This window comes from Nitratireductor thuwali (genome assembly GCF_036621415.1).
GTDB classification, from domain to species: domain Bacteria; phylum Pseudomonadota; class Alphaproteobacteria; order Rhizobiales; family Rhizobiaceae; genus Chelativorans; species Chelativorans thuwali.
The window spans coordinates 1,984,420-2,000,400 of record NZ_CP030941.1; the positions used below are offsets into that span (position 1 = coordinate 1,984,420).

Consider the following 15,981-nt stretch of genomic DNA (forward strand, 5'->3'; position numbering starts at 1 on the left):
AAACCGGATGCCCATCAAAGCGCGTCGGTGTCGGTCTCGCCGGTGCGGATGCGCACGGCCTTGTCGATGCTGTGGACGAAGATCTTGCCGTCGCCGATCTGACCGGTCTTGGCCGCGGTCGCGATCGCTTCGACGACCTTGTCGGCCATGTCCGAATCGACGGCGACCTCGACCTTGACCTTGGGCAGAAAGCTCACGGCATATTCGGCGCCGCGATAGATTTCCGTGTGCCCCTTCTGCCGGCCGAAGCCCTTGACCTCGGTGACGGTCAGGCCCTGAATGCCGAGCTCGGTCAGCGCTTCGCGCACCGCCTCCAGCTTGAACGGCTTTATGATTGCCATCACGAATTTCATCAGGTTCACCCTTACTGTTGCGGGCAGGTCCCGCGTTGCAGTGCCGCCGGCGCCCCCCCGGGGTAGCCAGCAATGCCAAAGGTGATTCAAGACCCGTGCCAACTGCACGAGATGCAAGGTAGGAAGTTGAATTTTCTAGGGAATCTTCGACCCGCCGGCCGGGATCACAATGATTTTCATTCCGTTAATGAACAATAATTATGCACAATTTAAAACTTGCACATTATTTGCGCAGCCGTACGAGCCCTTCCTGTGCGACGGAAGCGACGAGCGTGCCGGCGCGCGAATAGATGCAGCCGCGCGACAATCCGCGCGCGCCCTGGGCCGAAGGGCTGTCCTGGGTGTAGAGCAGCCAGTCGTCGAGCGGGTCGGGCCGGTGGAACCACATTGCGTGGTCGAGGCTCGCCATCTGCAACTGCGGATCGAACACCGAGCGCCCATGGGCGAATGTGGATGTGTCGAGCAGCGTCATATCCGACAGATAGGCCAGCACGGCCGCCTGCAGGGCCCGGTCCCGCGGCACCGGGCCGGTGGTGCGCAGCCAGACGTTCTGGAAGGGCGGCAGCTTGTTGCGGGTCGTGTAGTGCTCGACATTGACCGGACGGATTTCCAGCGGCCTTTCGCGCTCCCAGTAGCGGCGGATGTTCTCCGGCACGCTATCGCCATAGGCCGCCAGGAATTCGCGCTGCGAGCGCAGCTCCTCGGGCGGCGGAACATCCGTCGGCATCGGCAGTTGATGCTCCAGCCCTTCCTCGTCGATCTGGAAGGACGCCGAAAGGGAGAAGATGGCATGGCCGTGCTGGATCGCCACCACCCTGCGTGTCGTGAAGCTGCCGCCGTCGCGAATCCGGTCCACATCGTAGACGATGGGCACCTGCGGGTCGCCGGGGCGCATGAAATAGCAGTGCAGCGAATGCACATGGCGATCGGCGTCGACGGTGCGCTGGGCGGCAACCAGCGCCTGACCGATCACCTGCCCGCCGAAAACGCGCTGCCAGCCCACCTGCGGGCTGCGACCGCGAAACAGGTTGTGTTCCAGCGGCTCGAGATTAAGTATGTCGAGTAGCTCCTGCATGGCTGTCGACATAGATCGTCCCCTTTGGCAGCGTGAATGACATGCAGTGTGAAATCGAAGCCCGGCCCCGAAGTCAAGGCGGCTTGGCATCAATGCGCGGAAAGGCGAACCCATGAGCAGAACCACGCCGAACGCCAGTGCAAGCAAGGAACCCGGCAGCGCCGCGCAAGCGCATTCAGCCGACCGGTTCGACGTCCTGATAGCGGGCGCCGGCTATGTCGGCCTGGCGCTGGCGGTCTCCATCGCCGATGCCCGGCCGGGCATGCGCGTGATGATCGTCGATGCGGCGCCGGAAGACGCATGGCAAAGGGACGGCCGCGCCTCGGCGATCGCGGCGGCCGCCTCGCGCATGCTTACCCGGCTCGGCTGCTGGGAGGAGATCGCCGGACGAGCACAGCCGATCGTCGACATGGTCATCACCGATTCGCGCACTTCCGATCCCGTGCGGCCCGTCTTCCTGACCTTCGGCGGCGAGGCCGCGCCCGGCGAGCCCTTCGCCCATATGGTGATGAACCGCGACCTCAACGCCGCCCTGCGCCGCCGTGCCGGGGAACTGGGCGTCGACATCGTCCAGGGCGTGGCCGTGGACGGCTTCGAAGTGGAGGGCGCCACCGTTTCGGTGAGCCTGAGCGACGGCATGCAGGCGCGCACGCGCCTTCTCGTCGCCGCCGACGGCGTGCGCTCCCGGCTGCGCGACATGGCCGGCATCAAGACGCTGCATTGGGATTACGGCCAGTCCGGCATCGTGTGCACCGTGGCCCATGAGCGCCCCCATAACGGACGCGCGGAGGAGCATTTCCTGCCCGCCGGCCCCTTCGCCACGCTGCCCCTGATGGGCAACCGCTCGTCGATCGTGTGGACGGAGCGCACGGAGGATGCCGAAAGGCTGGTGAACGAGGACGATTTCATCTTCGAACAGGAGCTGGAGCTGCGGTTCGGCCTGAAGCTGGGGGAAATCCACGTCGACGGACCGCGCCGCGCCTGGCCGCTCGGCCTCACGCTGGCGCGCGACTTCGTCAAGCCGCGATTCGCGCTCGCCGGCGACGCCGCCCACGGCATCCACCCCATTGCCGGCCAGGGCCTCAATCTCGGCTTCAAGGACGCGGCCGCGCTGGCCGAGGTGGTGGTCGAGGCCGATCGTCTGGGCGAGGATATCGGCGCAATCGACGTTCTCCAGCGCTACGAGCGCTGGCGCCGCTTCGACACGGTGCAGATGGGCGTGACCACCGATCTGCTGAACCGCCTTTTCTCCAACGATTTCGGCCCGCTGCGCGCCATGCGCGACATCGGGCTGGGGCTGGTCGACCGCATGCCGGGCATGAAGAGCTTCTTCGTGCGCCAGGCGGCCGGCATGGACCGTTCCGCCCCGCGCCTCCTGCAGGGCGAAACGATCTGAACTGAGCAATTCAGGAGATGTGGAGCCGATTTCCCATCCGGAATTGTGCAATGAGAATGGCTGCAGCCGTCACTGCGGCTCGGCCAAGGACGTCACCACAACCAGGAGCACGAAATGAAGCGCCACGCGAACGCCATCTGGAAAGGTTCCCTCACGAAAGGGTCCGGCCGGCTCGACACCCAGAGCCAGGCCATCGGCGACCTGCCCTTGACCTTCAAGGCCCGTTTCGAAGACGAGACCGGGAAGGCCGGCACCAACCCGGAAGAGCTGATCGCCGCCGCTCATGCCAGCTGCATCGCAATGCAGTTGGCCCACATGCTGGCGGAAAGCGGCACGCCCGCCGAAACGCTCTATTCCAAGGCCGAGATCGATCTTCAGCCGGCCGAAGGCGGCGGCTTCGAAATCCGCTCCAGCACCCTCACGATGGTCGGCAAGGTGCCCGGCCTTGAGGAGGAAGAGTTCAAGAAGATCGCCGCCAAGGCCAAGGAGACATGCCCGGTCTCCAAGGCGCTCGCCGCCATCGACATCAAACTCGACGCCCGCTACGGCTGAATTTTCGGGTCCAGCCCGTTTATGACGTTTTTTGCCCCGCGAAAGTAACGGAAAGTCGCGGGGCAAGCCCACTTCGCAACCAAAAATCCGTGCCGCGCCCTAGACTCATATGCAGACGGGAGGATCTGGAAGGGAGCAAGTCCCCGCCAGGTCGCAAGAAATTCCGGGAGGAATGCCATGCTGCATGTGCGAGAACCAAGAACGCTGAAGAAGCAGAACGCCGAATCGACGCTGGAGATAAGCGATATAACGCCGGAGGCCGCCCGGCTGGAGGCCTATGACGACCACGAGCGGGTGTGGTTCGGCCGCGACGATGAACGCGGCCTGAAGGCCATCGTCTCCATTCACAACACGGTGCTGGGGCCGGCGCTCGGCGGCACCCGCGTCTGGCCTCACGAGACGTTCGAGGCCGCGCTCATCGACGCGCTGCGCCTGTCGCGCGGCATGACTTATAAATCAGCTATCGCCCACATGCCGTTCGGCGGCGGCAAGGCCGTCATCATCGCCGATTCGAAAACACAGAAGACCCCCGCCCTGCTGGAAGCCTATGCCGAAATGCTGGCCGCGCTCGACGGCCAGTACTACACCGGCGAGGATGTCGGGCTGACCCTCGCCGACGCCGACTTCCTGCGCGAGCGCACGCCCAACGTCACCGGGACCACCAAGGGCGGCAGCGGCAATCCTTCGCCGGTCACCGCCCATGGCTGCTTTCTGGGCCTCAAGGCAGCACTGGCCTACCGCCGGGGTACGGATACGCTCACCGGCGTGCGTGTCGCCGTGCAGGGCCTGGGCTCGGTCGGCTGGGCGCTGTGCGAGGAGCTCCACCGCGAGGGTGCTCAGCTCATCGTCACCGACATCGATGCTGCGGCAGCCGAGAAGGCCAAGGCGGCGTTCGGCGCCACCGCAGTCGGCCCCGACGAGATCCTCTCGGCCAAGGCGGACATATTCGCGCCCTGCGCGCTGGGCGGCGTCGTCTCGCGGGAAACGATCCCCGCGCTCAATGTCGAGATCGTCGCGGGCTCTGCCAACAACCAGCTGGCCCGTCACGAGGACGCCCGGCTGCTCATGGAGCGCGGCATCCTTTATGCGCCGGACTACGTGATCAATGCCGGCGGCCTGATCAATGTCGGCAGCGAACTGGCGCCCGGCGGCTACGACCGCGCCGCCGCGATGAGGAAGGTGGAGAAAATCCCCGCCACGCTGACCGACATCTTTCAGCGCGCGGAGGCGCGGAACCGGCCGACCAACGACGTGGCGGCGGAGATCGCCCACGAGCGCATCGAGGCGGCGCGGGCGGGCTGACGCCTCGAATTTGTTCGACGCCGAGGGATCGCGATATCTCTGCCTGCGTCGGTGGTGGGAGGAACCCAACTCCGTGATCTCGCCGACCGCGCCGCGGCCCAGTGGCAGTGGCGGTCGCTCTCTACTTCCTTATGCCCGTGTAGGCGGCCTCGCCCCACAACTGCCTGACCCGCGCATCGCGGCCGCAGCCTTCGCGGTAGCCTTCGTAGGCCTTGGCCTTGGTGATATAGCCGAAGCGGGTCAGGATGCGATCGTTGCTGCGGTAGTAGTTCTGGTGGTAGTCCTCGGCGGCCCAGAACTTGGCCGCGGGCAGGATGGGCGTGACGACAGGCTGTCCGAGCTCATTGGCCGCTTCCTGTTTTGCCTTCTCCGCCGCCTTTTTCTGCGCGGCGTCCAACGCATAGACAGCGGTCGAATAGCTTTTGCCCCGGTCGCAGAATTGCCCGCCGGGATCGGTGGGATCGACCGACCGGAAGAATATCTCCAGGAGCCGCTCATAGCTCACGCGGCTGTCGTCATACTCGATTTTCACCACCTCGCGATGCCCGCCGGAGGCGTAGTTGCGATAGGTGGGATTGGCCGTGCGCCCGCCCGCATAGCCCGAAACGGTGGACACCACGCCGGGCACCTTGTCGAAATCGGCTTCCACGCACCAGAAGCAGCCGCCGGCGAAGAGGGCGGTCCGGGTCGCGGCCGCCGCCCCCGTCATGCCCGCTCCGAGTGCCGTGACGGCAAGTGCCAGCGCTGCGATGATAAGACGCTTCATGGGTCGCTCCTGTTTTCCAGGAAAGACCTATCGCACCCGCCAGCCGGATCAAATCAATCCGCTACACGCTTGCGTGAGCGGCTCGGGCGTCAGCAGGTTGGGCGTGAGCGGATCGGCTCACACCCGCCGCTCCACCATCATGCGTTTGATGTTGGCGATCGCCTTGGCCGGGTTCAGGCCCTTGGGACAGGCCTGGGTGCAGTTCATGATCGTGTGGCAGCGATAGAGCCGGAACGGGTCTTCCAGATTGTCGAGCCTTTCGCCGGTCTTCTCGTCGCGGCTGTCGATCAGCCAGCGATAGGCCTGAAGCAGCACCGCCGGCCCCAGATAGCGCTCGCCGTTCCACCAATAGCTGGGGCACGAGGTCTGGCAGCAGAAGCACAGGATGCATTCGTAAAGGCCGTCGAGCTTGGCCCGGTCCTCGTGGCTTTGCTGCCACTCCTTGGCCGGCTCCGGCGTCACCGTCTGCAGCCACGGCTCGATGGAGGAAAGCTGCGCATAGGGAACGGAAAGGTCGGGCACCAGATCCTTGACCACCGGCATATGCGGCAGCGGGTAAATCTTCACCGCCGCGCTGATCTCGTCCGCGCCCTTGGTGCAGGCCAGCGTGTTGGTGCCGTCGATATTCATCGCGCACGACCCGCAAATGCCCTCGCGGCAGGAGCGGCGGAAGGTCAGCGTCGGGTCGATCTTGTTCTTGATCCAGATGAGCCCGTCGAGCACCATCGGCCCGCAATCGTCCATGTCGACATAATAGGTGTCGAGGCGCGGGTTTTCGCCATCGTCGGGCGACCAGCGGTAGATCTTGTACTCGCGAAGATTGGTCGCGCCCTCGGGCTTCGGCCAGACCTTGCCCCGATGGACCTTCGAGTTCTTGGGAAGGGTGATTTCAACCATGATGTCCTCGCCTCAATAGACCCGCGCCTTGGGCGCGATCTTGGCCAGTTCTATGCCGCCATTCTCTTCCTTGAGCAGGGGCTCCGTGTGCACCGGCCGGTAGTCCAGCGTGACCTTGCCCGCCTCATTCACCCAGGACAGCGTGTGATGGCGCCAGTTCTTGTCGTCGCGCTCGGAGAAATCCTCGCGCGCATGCGCGCCGCGGCTCTCCTTGCGCGCCTCGGCGGCGTAGACCGTGGTGATGGCGTTGGCCATCAGGTTCTCCAGCTCCAGCGTTTCCATCAGGTCGGAGTTCCAAATCATCGAACGGTCGGAGACCTTGACGTCCGGCAGCTCGTCCCAGACCGCCGAAATGCGCCTGCAGCCCTGCTCCAGGGTTTCCTGCGTGCGGAAAACGGCGGCATCTTCCTGCATGGCGCGCTGCATCGTCTCGCGGATGGCCGCAGTGGGCTTGGAGCCGTTGGCGTGGCGCAGCCGGTCGAAGCGGTCCATGATCTTGTCGCAGGCCGCCTCGTTGATGGCCGGGATGGAGGCCTCGCGGTCGACCGTCTGCCCGGCGCGGATGGCGGCGGCGCGGCCGAACACCACGAGGTCGATCAGCGAGTTCGAGCCGAGGCGGTTGGCCCCGTGCACGGAGGCGCAGGCCGCCTCCCCCACCGCCATCAGGCCGGGCGCCACGGCGTCCGGATTATCCCTGGTCGGGTTCAGCACCTCGCCCCAGTAATTGGTGGGAATGCCGCCCATATTGTAGTGCACCGTCGGCAGCACCGGGATCGGCTCGCGCGTCACGTCGACGCCGGCGAAGATGCGCGCCGATTCGGCGATGCCCGGCAGCCGCTCGTGGATCACGGCGGGGTCGAGATGGTCGAGATGCAGGTAGATATGATCCTTGTTCTTGCCGACGCCGCGCCCCTCGCGGATTTCGACGGTCATGCAGCGCGAGACCACGTCGCGCGAGGCAAGATCCTTGGCCGAGGGCGCATAACGCTCCATGAAGCGCTCGCCTTCCGAGTTGACCAGATAGCCGCCCTCGCCGCGCACGCCCTCGGTGATGAGGCAGCCGGCGCCGTAGATGCCGGTCGGATGGAACTGCACGAACTCCATGTCCTGAAGCGGCAGGCCGGCCCGCGCGATCATGCCGTTGCCGTCGCCCGTGCAGGTGTGGGCGGAGGTGCAGGAGAAATAGGCCCGGCCGTAGCCGCCGGTGGCCAGCACCACCATCTTCGCAGCGAAACGGTGGATCGTGCCGTCCTCAAGGTTCCAGGCGACCACGCCGGTGCACACCCCGTCGGTCATGATCAGGTCGAGGGCGAAATACTCGACGAAGAACTGGGCGTGATGCTTCACCGACTGGCCGTAAAGCGTGTGCAGGATGGCATGGCCGGTGCGGTCTGCGGCCGCGCAGGTGCGCTGCACGGGCGGGCCGTCGCCGAAATTCTGCATATGGCCGCCGAAGGGGCGCTGGTAGATCTTGCCTTCCTCGGTGCGCGAGAAAGGCACGCCGTAGTGCTCGAGCTCATAGACGGCGGCCGGCGCCTCGCGCGCCAGATATTCCATGGCATCGACGTCGCCCAGCCAGTCGGACCCCTTCACCGTGTCGTAAAGGTGCCACTGCCAATGGTCGGGGCCCATGTTCTGCAGCGAGGCGGCGATGCCGCCCTGGGCCGCCACCGTGTGCGAGCGCGTCGGGAAAACCTTGGTGATGCAGGCAGTCTTCAGCCCCTGCTCGGCCATGCCCAGCGTGGCGCGCAGCCCGGCGCCGCCCGCGCCGACAACCACGACATCGAATTTATGATCGACATAGGTATAGGCGCTGGCCGCCTTCTTCTGTGTTGCCTGTGCCATTTCCGCGGTCAGCCTCCAAGCGCGATCTTGATGAGGGCGTAGAGCGCGCTCACGCCGAGAATGATCGGAAAGAACGTATTGAGGACCAGAAGCGCGATCTTCGCGCCCTCCCCATGAACATAGTCCTCGATGATGACCTGCATGCCGATCCGCATGTGGTAGAGGATGGAAAGCAATGTGAAGGCGATGACCAGCGCCACGAACGGATTGGCCAGCGCGCCGCGGACCTCCTCGTAGGAGGCGCCGTTATAGAGCACCACGAAACCGACGAAGAAGATCACCAGCGGCAGGTTGGAGATCGCCGTCAGGCGCTGGCGCCAGAAATGCTCCGTTCCCTCCCTGGCCGATCCGAGCCCGCGAACGCGGTTCAAGGGTGTGCGCATGTCGCTCATGTCAGGCTCCTCCGCCGAATGCATAGCCGGCGATCCAGACCAGGAGCGTCAGGCTTGTCGAGCCGGCGAGCGTTGCCCACGCCATCCTCGTCGCGGTTTCCTTGCCGAGCCCGTGGCCTGTGTCCCAGATGAGATGCCTTATGCCGCCGAGCATGTGATGCAGCAGCGCCCAGGTGTAGCCGAACAGGACAAGCCGGCCGAGCAAGGAGCCGAACAGCCCGTTCACCGTGTCGAACGCTTCCGGGCCGGCCGCCACAGCACCTATCCACACCACCAGCAGCACAGTGCCGAAATAGAGCGCCGCGCCCGTGATCCGGTGCAGGATGGACATCAGCATGGTCGGGATAAGGCGATAGATTTGCAGGTGGGGCGAGATCGGCCTCGCATGGGTGGCTGGTGACTTGCTCATGGCTTCCCCGTTTCATCGCCGGCAGACGGAATGGCGGCCGCTTGCAGCGAGCCTGCCGCCAGTGTCCGGCAGTGGCGTTCTAATTCCCTTTTTGCAGTGCGTCAAAGCCGCATGGGCGTCGTTTTCGGCCTGAACCGATTGAACGGCATCGATCACCGCTTGCAGGCGATGGGCGAGTTGCCGCCGACCATACACAGGGCCTGCGCATTCTTCGCGACCAGCAAAAAAGACGGCTCGTGGAGCCGGTTCTGCCGGCAATGTCAGCCTGCATCAAAGCGAATCACATGGGAGAACCAGTCGGCGGGGACCGCGATCTGCTCATAAAGGCGCCGGCCCTCGGGCGGCTGGCGCGGGGCGTTGAGCGTCAGCCGGGACCAGCCGCGCTCCTCCGCCTGATCGGCCATGAGATCGACGAGCGCCTTGGCGATGCCCTTGCCGCGGTGAAGATGGTGCACGTAAAGATGCTCGGCCAGCCCATAGCGGAGGCCGGTAAGAGGGTCCGGCAGGTCGTAGAAGATGGCAAAGCCCAGCAGCGTTCCATCGACCCGCGCTCCCAGGACTTCGGCCACCCGGTCCTGCAGCAGGGTTTCGGCGTAGAATTCGTCGGGCCTGCGCGGCGCGCCACGCTTGAGCGATTGCGTGTAGGCCGCCAGGAGCGGCGCCAGCTCATGGGCGTCCTTCAGCCGCAGCAAGGCTATGTCGATATTGTGGTTTTCGCTCATTCCCGCGATCCCGGCCGCTGTTCCTTCATCAGACGGACATCAATCGGCGAAATTAACCACGCCTGTCAATTGCCCCGCCTTACTTCCGTCAAGCGGATGACAAAGGTTAAGAAAGCGTTAAATTCGGGCTACGGAGGCCGCGGCACGGCAGCATTTTGCAGTCAGGTGGAATCACCTGGCATCCGCACAAATGCGGAAGAGGCAATGAAGGAGCCAGGGCACATGTTTTCACGTCACCCGTTTCACATGGCATGCGCACTCGCCGCAATGGCATTGGCGATCGTGGTCGCAGCCCCCGCATTCGCGGGCAATACGGCCGGCGAGCACGTCTATGAGGACGAATACGGCAATCTCGTCATCCACCACCGGGCCGGCTTCAAGAGCATCGTGGTCGGCAAGGGTTACCTGGCGGAGGAAATCGCACCCGATGCCCCCGGCAAGCCCAGGATCGTCTACGGCGTGCCGCGCGAGACAAAGGTCGTGCATCTGGAGGACAAAGGCACCCTCTATCTCCGCCCGAAGCGGTCCGACTGCCGCTACGGCGCGCTGCTGCACGGCCGCAGCTACATGTACGGGTTGCCGGCCAATGTCGTGCCGGTGCCCGTGGTGACATGCCGCTGATACCGAGGATCATGGGCCAGGCGAAGACGCCGCCGGGCGAAACCGGAACGAGGTGCCCCGAATGAGCCATGCCCGCGCCGCGCGCCAGCTGCGCTCTCACATAGACAGCCTGCAGACCATGACCCGCTTCGTGCTGGCGACGCTGGCGCTGGCCAGCGGCGTCTACACATATCTGGGCGTGCGCAGCCTGCTCGACGGCACGGCGACGCTCGTCTTCCTCGCGGCGGTGATCTATTCCGCCGCCGTTTCGGTGGGCATCTACGGCTTCTGGACCTATCTGATCCGTTTCCTGCCCGAAATGCGCGACGGCGCGTCACGCATTGCGCTGTTCGCGGTCATGGCCGTTGGCTCGCTGATGATCGTCGCCATGTCATCATGGCTGAATGCGGCCGCCCTTGCAGGGTCCGCCGCCGTCGAGCAGCATCTGGCCGAGACGCTGGAGGACTACACCGCCGACCTCGACCAGGCCCATTCCAATGCGCTGGGGGCGCTGTCCCTCCTGCCCGACATCCAGCGCGCCTCCGTGCGCTTTTCGCGGCTCGCCGAGAACGAACGCAGTTCCGGCGCGCTGACCGGCACCTCCGGCTCGGGCAGCGTGGTGCAGCTCCTCACCCAGATGTCGGCGCAGATGAATGAGCTGGAAGGCACGATCCAGCGCTCGCGCGAAACCGTCGCCAACCTCTTCAGCCAGGGTCAGGAACGGCTGGCCGCCATGCGCGCGCTGGTTTCCGGCGCGGGCTCCGTCGAGCCGCGCTCCGACCGGTTTGCCGAAGAGGCCGTCTCGCTTGCCGGCGTGATCGCCGCGCTGGAGCAGACTTCCATCGCGCCCTCCGTGGCGCGCGCGGCGGCCGACCTTTCCGCTGGCTTCATCGCCCCGGTGGCCGATGGCGGCAACGCCGATCTGGCCGGGCGGCAGGATGCCGTGATGGCCACCGTGCGCGAGTCCGTCGCCGCGCAATCGGCCGCGCTGAGCGAGGCCGCCGAGGAGATCATGGCGCAGCCGAAGGTGGCCGAGCGACGCTATGTGCCGCTTTCTTCCGCCGAGGCGGTTCTGCTCTATGCCGGCAGCTTCCTGCCGAGCTGGGCCGGGGCGATCTCCATCGATCTCCTGCCGGGGGTTCTTGTCGCCATGCTCGCGGTGGTCTTCGCGGCCATCCGCCGCGGCGAGGAAGACATGAGCGAAGCCGAACGCATGTCCGCCGCGGACATGATGCGCGCGCTCGAAATGCGCCAGGCCATGATGGCGCGCGAGAGCGGCGAGCCCCCGGAAGCGCCCGCCGACGCTGAATCGGCGCAATCGCGCCCCGAAAACGTCACCGCCCTTTCCCTCACCGAACGCAAGCGGCAAGAGCCATGACCCACAGCACCTTCGATACCCGCCCCCGCAGGAGCGCCCTCATGCGCTATCTCGAACGCTTCGACGACGGCACGCTGGTACGCTGGGCCTTTGTCGGCGTGTTGATCGGCTCGGCAACCGTGCTCGGCATGGACCTGCGCGAGCTGGTCGACCGCAATGGCGGGCTGTGGCCCGAGCAATCCCCCCTGCAGCGCACGGTGACCGTGTTGCCGCCTGTTGTCGAAACCGGCGACGAGGGCAACGGGCGAACCGATCCCCGCAGGAACATCACCACGGAAGAGGAATTGCTGCGCCAGCCGCTTGCCTTCTCGCTGCAGCCGGGCGGCGTGCTGCAGGTGACGGGCAGCATCGAGCCGGGCGCGGCGCGGCGGCTGGGCGAAGAACTTGAAGCGCGCGGCGAATATGTGGCAACCGTCAGCCTGAACTCGCCCGGCGGCTCGCTCGACGATGCCATCGCCATGGCCCGCACGATACGCGAGCGCGAGCTGTCGACCCGCGTGGACGACGGCGCCGTCTGCGCCTCGTCCTGCCCGCTCATGCTGGCCGGCGGCGTGACGCGCCACATCGGCGAGGAAGCCGCCATCGGCGTGCACCAGTTCTATGCCGCCGCCGGCACCCGGCTGGAGCCCGAACAGGCGATGGCCGACGCGCAGACCACCACGGCCCGCATCTCCCGCCATCTGGACGAGATGGGCGTCGATCCGGCCCTTTGGCTGCATGCCCTCGTCACGCCCCCGCGCGCGCTCTACTATCTCAGCCGCGAGGAGATGCTGGCCTACGGCCTTGCCACCGAGCCGCAAAAGCTCGCGCTGAACTGATCGGAACCAGCACCGAGGCCGCAACGTTGGGTTCGGCAACCGATGGAGCTGCCCGATGGCCGATACGAAAACACTGACCGACCACGACGATATCCGCAACTGGGCGGCAGCCCGCGCCGGCAAGCCCGCCCTCGCCGACCCGGCGCCAGGCATGCCCGGCGAAGAGCCGGTGCTTCTCATCGCATTCGGCCAGCAGGCCTACATGGATACCGACGAGGGCGCCGATCCGATCGGCGGGCTGCAGCTTGTCGAGTGGGACGAGTGGTTCCGCCTTTTCGACGAGCGGGAACTGGCCCTGGTCGTCAGCGAAGACGTGCCCGGCCAGCGCGACGAGTTCCACGAGATCGTCCGGCGCTGAGAGCTTCTACCGGCTACTCATCTCTGTACTCCAGGATATCTCCGGGCTGACATTCAAGGGCGCGGCAGATTTTCTCAAGCGTTTCAAACCGCACGCCGCGCACCTTTCCCGATTTCAGGAGCGACACATTCTGCTCGGTGATGCCGACCTGCTCGGCGAGATCCTTCGAACGCATCTTGCGCCGCGCCAGCATGACGTCGAGATTGACGACGATCGGCATCGCCTACACGAAGTCCCGCTGTTCGGCCCGAACCTCGGCAGCCACAGCCAGAACCCGGCCGGTCATGTACATGATGGCGGCGATCAGTAGAGCCATGCCCTGGGAGCTGCCGAAGCTGACGGAAAGAGCCTTCTGCCCGGCCGGATTGCCCAGCGTCAGTGCGAGCACGATCATGACCTGCAGGACGATGCTTCCCGCCACCGTCAGAACGAAAGCGATGCTGGCACGATGCATCCAGGTGGCCGCTTCTACGGACAGCGGCTCCTCTCCACCGAACGCGCCGAACATTTGCCAGACGCAGTAGAGCGCCAGGAAGACGAGGCCGAACTGCAGGGAGACGAGCACGGCCGTCACGGCTACCGCCGGCGGGGTGAACGCCAATGGCCCCTGCAGGGAATACGCCTGACGGATGGCCGTCTCGAACTCCCTCGCATCGCCGATCCAGCTCGTCAGGAACCACAGAGCTCCGAAGCCGATGAAGCAGGCGAAGGCAAGCACGGCAAACTGCATCATACGGCTGAGACGCCGCAAGCGCACCGATTCAGACAATGGATCATCCTCCGTATTGAATAATTACTGTATCACGATAACTTATTATCGTTTCTGATACATTCATGCAAGAGGTTTCGCCATGTTTCACCCGTATTCCGCCCGCCGAGCCGCCTGCGCAGTTCTTATCCTGGCACTGAGCCTGCCGGCAGGCGCCTGCATGGCGCCCGGTCCCCAAAGCCCGCTCGAACTGAGCCGGTTCGATCCATTTGCTGCCGATCCGGCAGCGGTATCGGCGGCCATCGTCCTGGATCGGGCGCTCCATCTGCGGCGTGGCGACATCGTCATGCGCGTTTCACTGGATTCGCGCGAGCCCGGATTGTCCTTCGACGAGACCTTTGTCCTGGCTCTCAACGGTCATTCTGCCGGGCAATTGCCGGGCCTCGCGGTGGCCCCGAACCAGCATGTGCAGATCGCCGCGATCGCCAAGGAGGATCACGCTCGTTTTCAACGGGTGCAGCAGAAGGCGCGCCTTGCGCAAGAGCAAAGAGTATCGGCGGGGGAAGGATCCCTGAGCATCACCATCTCCGGCGCCTGCCGCACGGGACCGATCGGGCATGCGGCGACAGCGCGCGCCTATCTGCGCACTGCAGCCACAAGCCGTTACGTGCCGCTCACCGACCAGATCGAGCTGGGCCGGGTGCTGGATGGCGCCGCCCAAGGCAGCATCGCGCGCTGCGGCGATGGCAGATGACGTGCCCGGCGCTCAGCTTCGCGGCCATTCGCGGATGTCGACGAAATGGCCGGCGATCGCCGCGGCCGCCGCCATGGCCGGCGAGACGAGGTGGGTGCGGCCCTTGAAGCCCTGGCGGCCCTCGAAGTTGCGGTTCGAGGTCGACGCGCAGCGCTCGCCAGGCTTCAAGCGATCGTCGTTCATCGCCAGGCACATGGAGCAGCCCGGCTCGCGCCAGTCGAAGCCGGCTGCCTTGAAGATCTTGTCGAGACCCTCGGCCTCGGCCTGCGCCTTGACGAGGCCCGAGCCCGGCACGATCATCGCGTCGATGCCTTCCTTGACCTTTTTGCCCTCGGCGACCTTGGCGGCCTCGCGCAGATCCTCGATGCGGCCATTGGTGCAGGAGCCGATGAAGACGCGGTCCAGCGCGATATCGGTGATCTTGGTTCCGGGCTCAAGGCCCATATATTGCAACGCCCGCTTCTTGGACTGGCGCTTGTTCTCGTCGGGAATGTCGTCCGGGTTCGGCACGACGCCGGTGACCGAGACCACGTCCTCGGGCGAGGAGCCCCAGGTGACGATCGGCGGCAGGTTGGCCGCGTCGAGCTTTACCACGCGGTCGAAATGCGCGCCCTCGTCGGTGACCAGGCTTTCCCAATAGGCGCGCGCCTTGTCCCAGGCCTCGCCCTTGGGCGCCCGGGGGCGGTCCTTGATATAGGCATAGGTCGTCTCGTCCGGCGCGATCATGCCGGCGCGCGCGCCGCCCTCGATGGACATGTTGCAGACCGTCATGCGGCCTTCCATGGACAGCGCCCGGATCGCCTCGCCGGCATATTCCATCACATGGCCGGTGCCGCCCGCCGTGCCGATCTCGCCGATGATGGCGAGAATGATGTCCTTGGCGGTGACGCCGCGGGGCAGCGCCCCATCCACCTGGATCAGCATGTTCTTGGCGCGGCGCTGGATCAGCGTCTGGGTGGCCAGCACATGCTCGACCTCTGAGGTGCCGATGCCATGGGCGAGTGCGCCGAAGGCGCCGTGGGTCGAGGTGTGGCTGTCGCCGCACACGATCGTCATTCCCGGCAGGGTGAAACCCTGCTCCGGCCCGACAATGTGCACGATGCCCTGGCGGGTGTCTGCCTCGTTGTAATATTCGATATTGAACTCGGCCGCGTTCCTGGCAAGCGCCTCGACCTGAATGCGGCTTTCCTCGTTCTTGATGCCGAACTTGCGGTCGGGCGAGGTCGGCACGTTATGGTCGACGACGGCGAGCGTCTTTTCCGGGTGGCGCACGGTGCGGCTTGCCATGCGCAGGCCCTCGAAGGCCTGCGGGCTGGTCACTTCATGCACCAGATGGCGGTCGATATAGAGCAGGCAGGTACCGTCGTCCTGGCTGTCGACCAGATGGTCGTCGAAAACCTTGTCGTAGAGCGTGCGGGGCTTGGTCATCTTCTTCTTCCCTAGCGGAACTGGTTGGAAATGGCTGGCCGGCCTCGACATGATCCGGGGCCGGGCTGGCTGATCCGCTCAGGCTATAGACGGCACAGTAGCGCGCCGGAAATCCGCGCGAAAAAGCGGCCGGGCAGGCGTTTCACGTCCTGCAGCACGACTTTCTCATAGGCTGGATGTCCAATCAGCTTTTCCATAAAGGCGCTAATACCAGCGTTTGGCGCGGG

Annotated in this window: 19 protein-coding genes; 8 read left to right on the plus strand and 11 right to left on the minus strand. The window is 65.3% G+C overall.

Annotated elements, in window-relative coordinates:
- Positions 1-14 precede the first annotated feature (14 nt).
- Both NTH_RS09550 and tesB read right to left on the minus strand, forming a co-directional pair.
- Positions 15-353: a P-II family nitrogen regulator gene (locus NTH_RS09550; protein ID WP_265516321.1), complete on the minus strand. Its 339-nt coding sequence runs from the start codon at positions 351-353 to the stop codon at positions 15-17.
- 223 nt (positions 354-576) lie between these two features.
- Positions 577-1,440 (minus strand): acyl-CoA thioesterase II, encoded by an 864-nt coding sequence (tesB, locus tag NTH_RS09555; protein WP_338529800.1) that lies wholly within the window; start codon positions 1,438-1,440, stop codon positions 577-579.
- 100 nt (positions 1,441-1,540) lie between these two features.
- Between tesB and NTH_RS09560 the strand changes: the two genes are divergently transcribed.
- From NTH_RS09560 to NTH_RS09570, 3 genes are all read left to right on the plus strand, one after another.
- On the plus strand, positions 1,541-2,824 hold the full coding sequence (locus NTH_RS09560; RefSeq protein ID WP_338529801.1) for a ubiquinone biosynthesis hydroxylase: 1,284 nt from the start codon (positions 1,541-1,543) through the stop codon (positions 2,822-2,824).
- Positions 2,825-2,938: 114 nt separating this feature from the next.
- Complete coding sequence (locus NTH_RS09565; protein WP_338529802.1) at positions 2,939-3,376, plus strand: OsmC family protein; 438 nt, start codon at positions 2,939-2,941, stop codon at positions 3,374-3,376.
- Between the two features lie 177 nt (positions 3,377-3,553).
- Positions 3,554-4,678 (plus strand): Leu/Phe/Val dehydrogenase, encoded by a 1,125-nt coding sequence (locus NTH_RS09570; RefSeq protein ID WP_338529803.1) that lies wholly within the window; start codon positions 3,554-3,556, stop codon positions 4,676-4,678.
- 121 nt (positions 4,679-4,799) lie between these two features.
- Here NTH_RS09570 and msrA read toward each other — a convergent pair whose 3' ends face one another.
- The 6 genes from msrA to NTH_RS09600 all read right to left on the minus strand — a co-directional run bounded on the left by msrA (position 4,800) and on the right by NTH_RS09600 (position 9,709).
- Positions 4,800-5,444, minus strand: coding sequence for a peptide-methionine (S)-S-oxide reductase MsrA (gene msrA / locus NTH_RS09575; RefSeq protein WP_338529804.1), 645 nt, complete (start codon positions 5,442-5,444; stop codon positions 4,800-4,802).
- A gap of 117 nt (positions 5,445-5,561) precedes the next feature.
- On the minus strand, positions 5,562-6,341 hold the full coding sequence (locus NTH_RS09580; RefSeq protein ID WP_338529805.1) for a succinate dehydrogenase iron-sulfur subunit: 780 nt from the start codon (positions 6,339-6,341) through the stop codon (positions 5,562-5,564).
- Positions 6,342-6,353: 12 nt separating this feature from the next.
- A complete protein-coding gene (sdhA, locus tag NTH_RS09585) occupies positions 6,354-8,186 on the minus strand; it encodes a succinate dehydrogenase flavoprotein subunit (protein WP_338529806.1) in 1,833 nt (610 codons plus the stop codon).
- 8 nt (positions 8,187-8,194) lie between these two features.
- Positions 8,195-8,578 (minus strand): succinate dehydrogenase, hydrophobic membrane anchor protein, encoded by a 384-nt coding sequence (gene sdhD / locus NTH_RS09590; RefSeq protein WP_338529807.1) that lies wholly within the window; start codon positions 8,576-8,578, stop codon positions 8,195-8,197.
- A gap of 1 nt (position 8,579) precedes the next feature.
- Positions 8,580-8,987: a succinate dehydrogenase, cytochrome b556 subunit gene (gene sdhC, locus NTH_RS09595; protein ID WP_338529808.1), complete on the minus strand. Its 408-nt coding sequence runs from the start codon at positions 8,985-8,987 to the stop codon at positions 8,580-8,582.
- Between the two features lie 260 nt (positions 8,988-9,247).
- Positions 9,248-9,709, minus strand: coding sequence for a GNAT family N-acetyltransferase (locus NTH_RS09600; protein ID WP_338529809.1), 462 nt, complete (start codon positions 9,707-9,709; stop codon positions 9,248-9,250).
- Positions 9,710-9,931: 222 nt separating this feature from the next.
- Between NTH_RS09600 and NTH_RS09605 the strand changes: the two genes are divergently transcribed.
- From NTH_RS09605 to NTH_RS09620, 4 genes are all read left to right on the plus strand, one after another.
- The gene (locus NTH_RS09605) at positions 9,932-10,330 is read left to right on the plus strand and encodes a hypothetical protein (RefSeq protein ID WP_338529810.1); all 399 of its coding nucleotides are present in this window, start codon (positions 9,932-9,934) and stop codon (positions 10,328-10,330) included.
- 61 nt (positions 10,331-10,391) lie between these two features.
- Positions 10,392-11,687, plus strand: coding sequence for a hypothetical protein (locus NTH_RS09610; protein ID WP_338529811.1), 1,296 nt, complete (start codon positions 10,392-10,394; stop codon positions 11,685-11,687).
- A complete protein-coding gene (locus NTH_RS09615; RefSeq protein WP_338529812.1) occupies positions 11,684-12,505 on the plus strand; it encodes a hypothetical protein in 822 nt (273 codons plus the stop codon). Before NTH_RS09610 ends, NTH_RS09615 begins: the two co-directional genes overlap by 4 nt.
- A 55-nt stretch (positions 12,506-12,560) precedes the next feature.
- The gene (locus NTH_RS09620; RefSeq protein ID WP_338529813.1) at positions 12,561-12,863 is read left to right on the plus strand and encodes a hypothetical protein; all 303 of its coding nucleotides are present in this window, start codon (positions 12,561-12,563) and stop codon (positions 12,861-12,863) included.
- 13 nt (positions 12,864-12,876) lie between these two features.
- Here NTH_RS09620 and NTH_RS09625 read toward each other — a convergent pair whose 3' ends face one another.
- Together NTH_RS09625 and NTH_RS09630 are read right to left on the minus strand one after the other, a co-directional pair.
- Entirely contained in the window at positions 12,877-13,083 is a 207-nt protein-coding gene (locus NTH_RS09625; protein WP_338529814.1) for a helix-turn-helix domain-containing protein, read from the minus strand.
- Positions 13,084-13,086: 3 nt separating this feature from the next.
- Positions 13,087-13,632 carry a DUF2975 domain-containing protein gene (locus NTH_RS09630; protein WP_338529815.1) on the minus strand — a complete coding sequence of 182 codons (546 nt, stop codon included), beginning with the start codon at positions 13,630-13,632 and terminating at the stop codon, positions 13,087-13,089.
- Positions 13,633-13,714: 82 nt separating this feature from the next.
- On the opposite strand from NTH_RS09630, the gene NTH_RS09635 reads away from it, so the two are divergent.
- Entirely contained in the window at positions 13,715-14,326 is a 612-nt protein-coding gene (locus NTH_RS09635) for a hypothetical protein (protein WP_338529816.1), read from the plus strand.
- Between the two features lie 12 nt (positions 14,327-14,338).
- Here the strand turns inward: NTH_RS09635 and leuC are convergent, their stop codons facing one another.
- Positions 14,339-15,754, minus strand: a complete 1,416-nt coding sequence (leuC, locus tag NTH_RS09640; RefSeq protein ID WP_338529817.1) for a 3-isopropylmalate dehydratase large subunit — start codon at positions 15,752-15,754, stop codon at positions 14,339-14,341.
- Between the last annotated feature and the right edge of the window lie 227 nt (positions 15,755-15,981).

What these genes read in the sequence shown, in the direction of transcription:
- NTH_RS09625 (WP_338529814.1), bottom strand. Translation starts at nt 13,083, where the DNA reads ATGCCGATCGTCGTCAATCTCGACGTCATGCTGGCGCGGCGCAAGATG.
- NTH_RS09600 (WP_338529809.1), bottom strand. Translation starts at nt 9,709, where the DNA reads ATGAGCGAAAACCACAATATCGACATAGCCTTGCTGCGGCTGAAGGAC.
- sdhC (WP_338529808.1), bottom strand. Translation starts at nt 8,987, where the DNA reads ATGAGCAAGTCACCAGCCACCCATGCGAGGCCGATCTCGCCCCACCTG.
- NTH_RS09580 (WP_338529805.1), bottom strand. Translation starts at nt 6,341, where the DNA reads ATGGTTGAAATCACCCTTCCCAAGAACTCGAAGGTCCATCGGGGCAAG.
- NTH_RS09565 (WP_338529802.1), top strand. Translation starts at nt 2,939, where the DNA reads ATGAAGCGCCACGCGAACGCCATCTGGAAAGGTTCCCTCACGAAAGGG.
- NTH_RS09605 (WP_338529810.1), top strand. Translation starts at nt 9,932, where the DNA reads ATGTTTTCACGTCACCCGTTTCACATGGCATGCGCACTCGCCGCAATG.
- sdhA (WP_338529806.1), bottom strand. Translation starts at nt 8,186, where the DNA reads ATGGCACAGGCAACACAGAAGAAGGCGGCCAGCGCCTATACCTATGTC.
- NTH_RS09635 (WP_338529816.1), top strand. Translation starts at nt 13,715, where the DNA reads ATGTTTCACCCGTATTCCGCCCGCCGAGCCGCCTGCGCAGTTCTTATC.
- msrA (WP_338529804.1), bottom strand. Translation starts at nt 5,444, where the DNA reads ATGAAGCGTCTTATCATCGCAGCGCTGGCACTTGCCGTCACGGCACTC.
- NTH_RS09570 (WP_338529803.1), top strand. Translation starts at nt 3,554, where the DNA reads ATGCTGCATGTGCGAGAACCAAGAACGCTGAAGAAGCAGAACGCCGAA.
- sdhD (WP_338529807.1), bottom strand. Translation starts at nt 8,578, where the DNA reads ATGAGCGACATGCGCACACCCTTGAACCGCGTTCGCGGGCTCGGATCG.
- NTH_RS09610 (WP_338529811.1), top strand. Translation starts at nt 10,392, where the DNA reads ATGAGCCATGCCCGCGCCGCGCGCCAGCTGCGCTCTCACATAGACAGC.
- NTH_RS09560 (WP_338529801.1), top strand. Translation starts at nt 1,541, where the DNA reads ATGAGCAGAACCACGCCGAACGCCAGTGCAAGCAAGGAACCCGGCAGC.
- tesB (WP_338529800.1), bottom strand. Translation starts at nt 1,440, where the DNA reads ATGTCGACAGCCATGCAGGAGCTACTCGACATACTTAATCTCGAGCCG.
- NTH_RS09550 (WP_265516321.1), bottom strand. Translation starts at nt 353, where the DNA reads ATGAAATTCGTGATGGCAATCATAAAGCCGTTCAAGCTGGAGGCGGTG.
- leuC (WP_338529817.1), bottom strand. Translation starts at nt 15,754, where the DNA reads ATGACCAAGCCCCGCACGCTCTACGACAAGGTTTTCGACGACCATCTG.
- NTH_RS09615 (WP_338529812.1), top strand. Translation starts at nt 11,684, where the DNA reads ATGACCCACAGCACCTTCGATACCCGCCCCCGCAGGAGCGCCCTCATG.
- NTH_RS09620 (WP_338529813.1), top strand. Translation starts at nt 12,561, where the DNA reads ATGGCCGATACGAAAACACTGACCGACCACGACGATATCCGCAACTGG.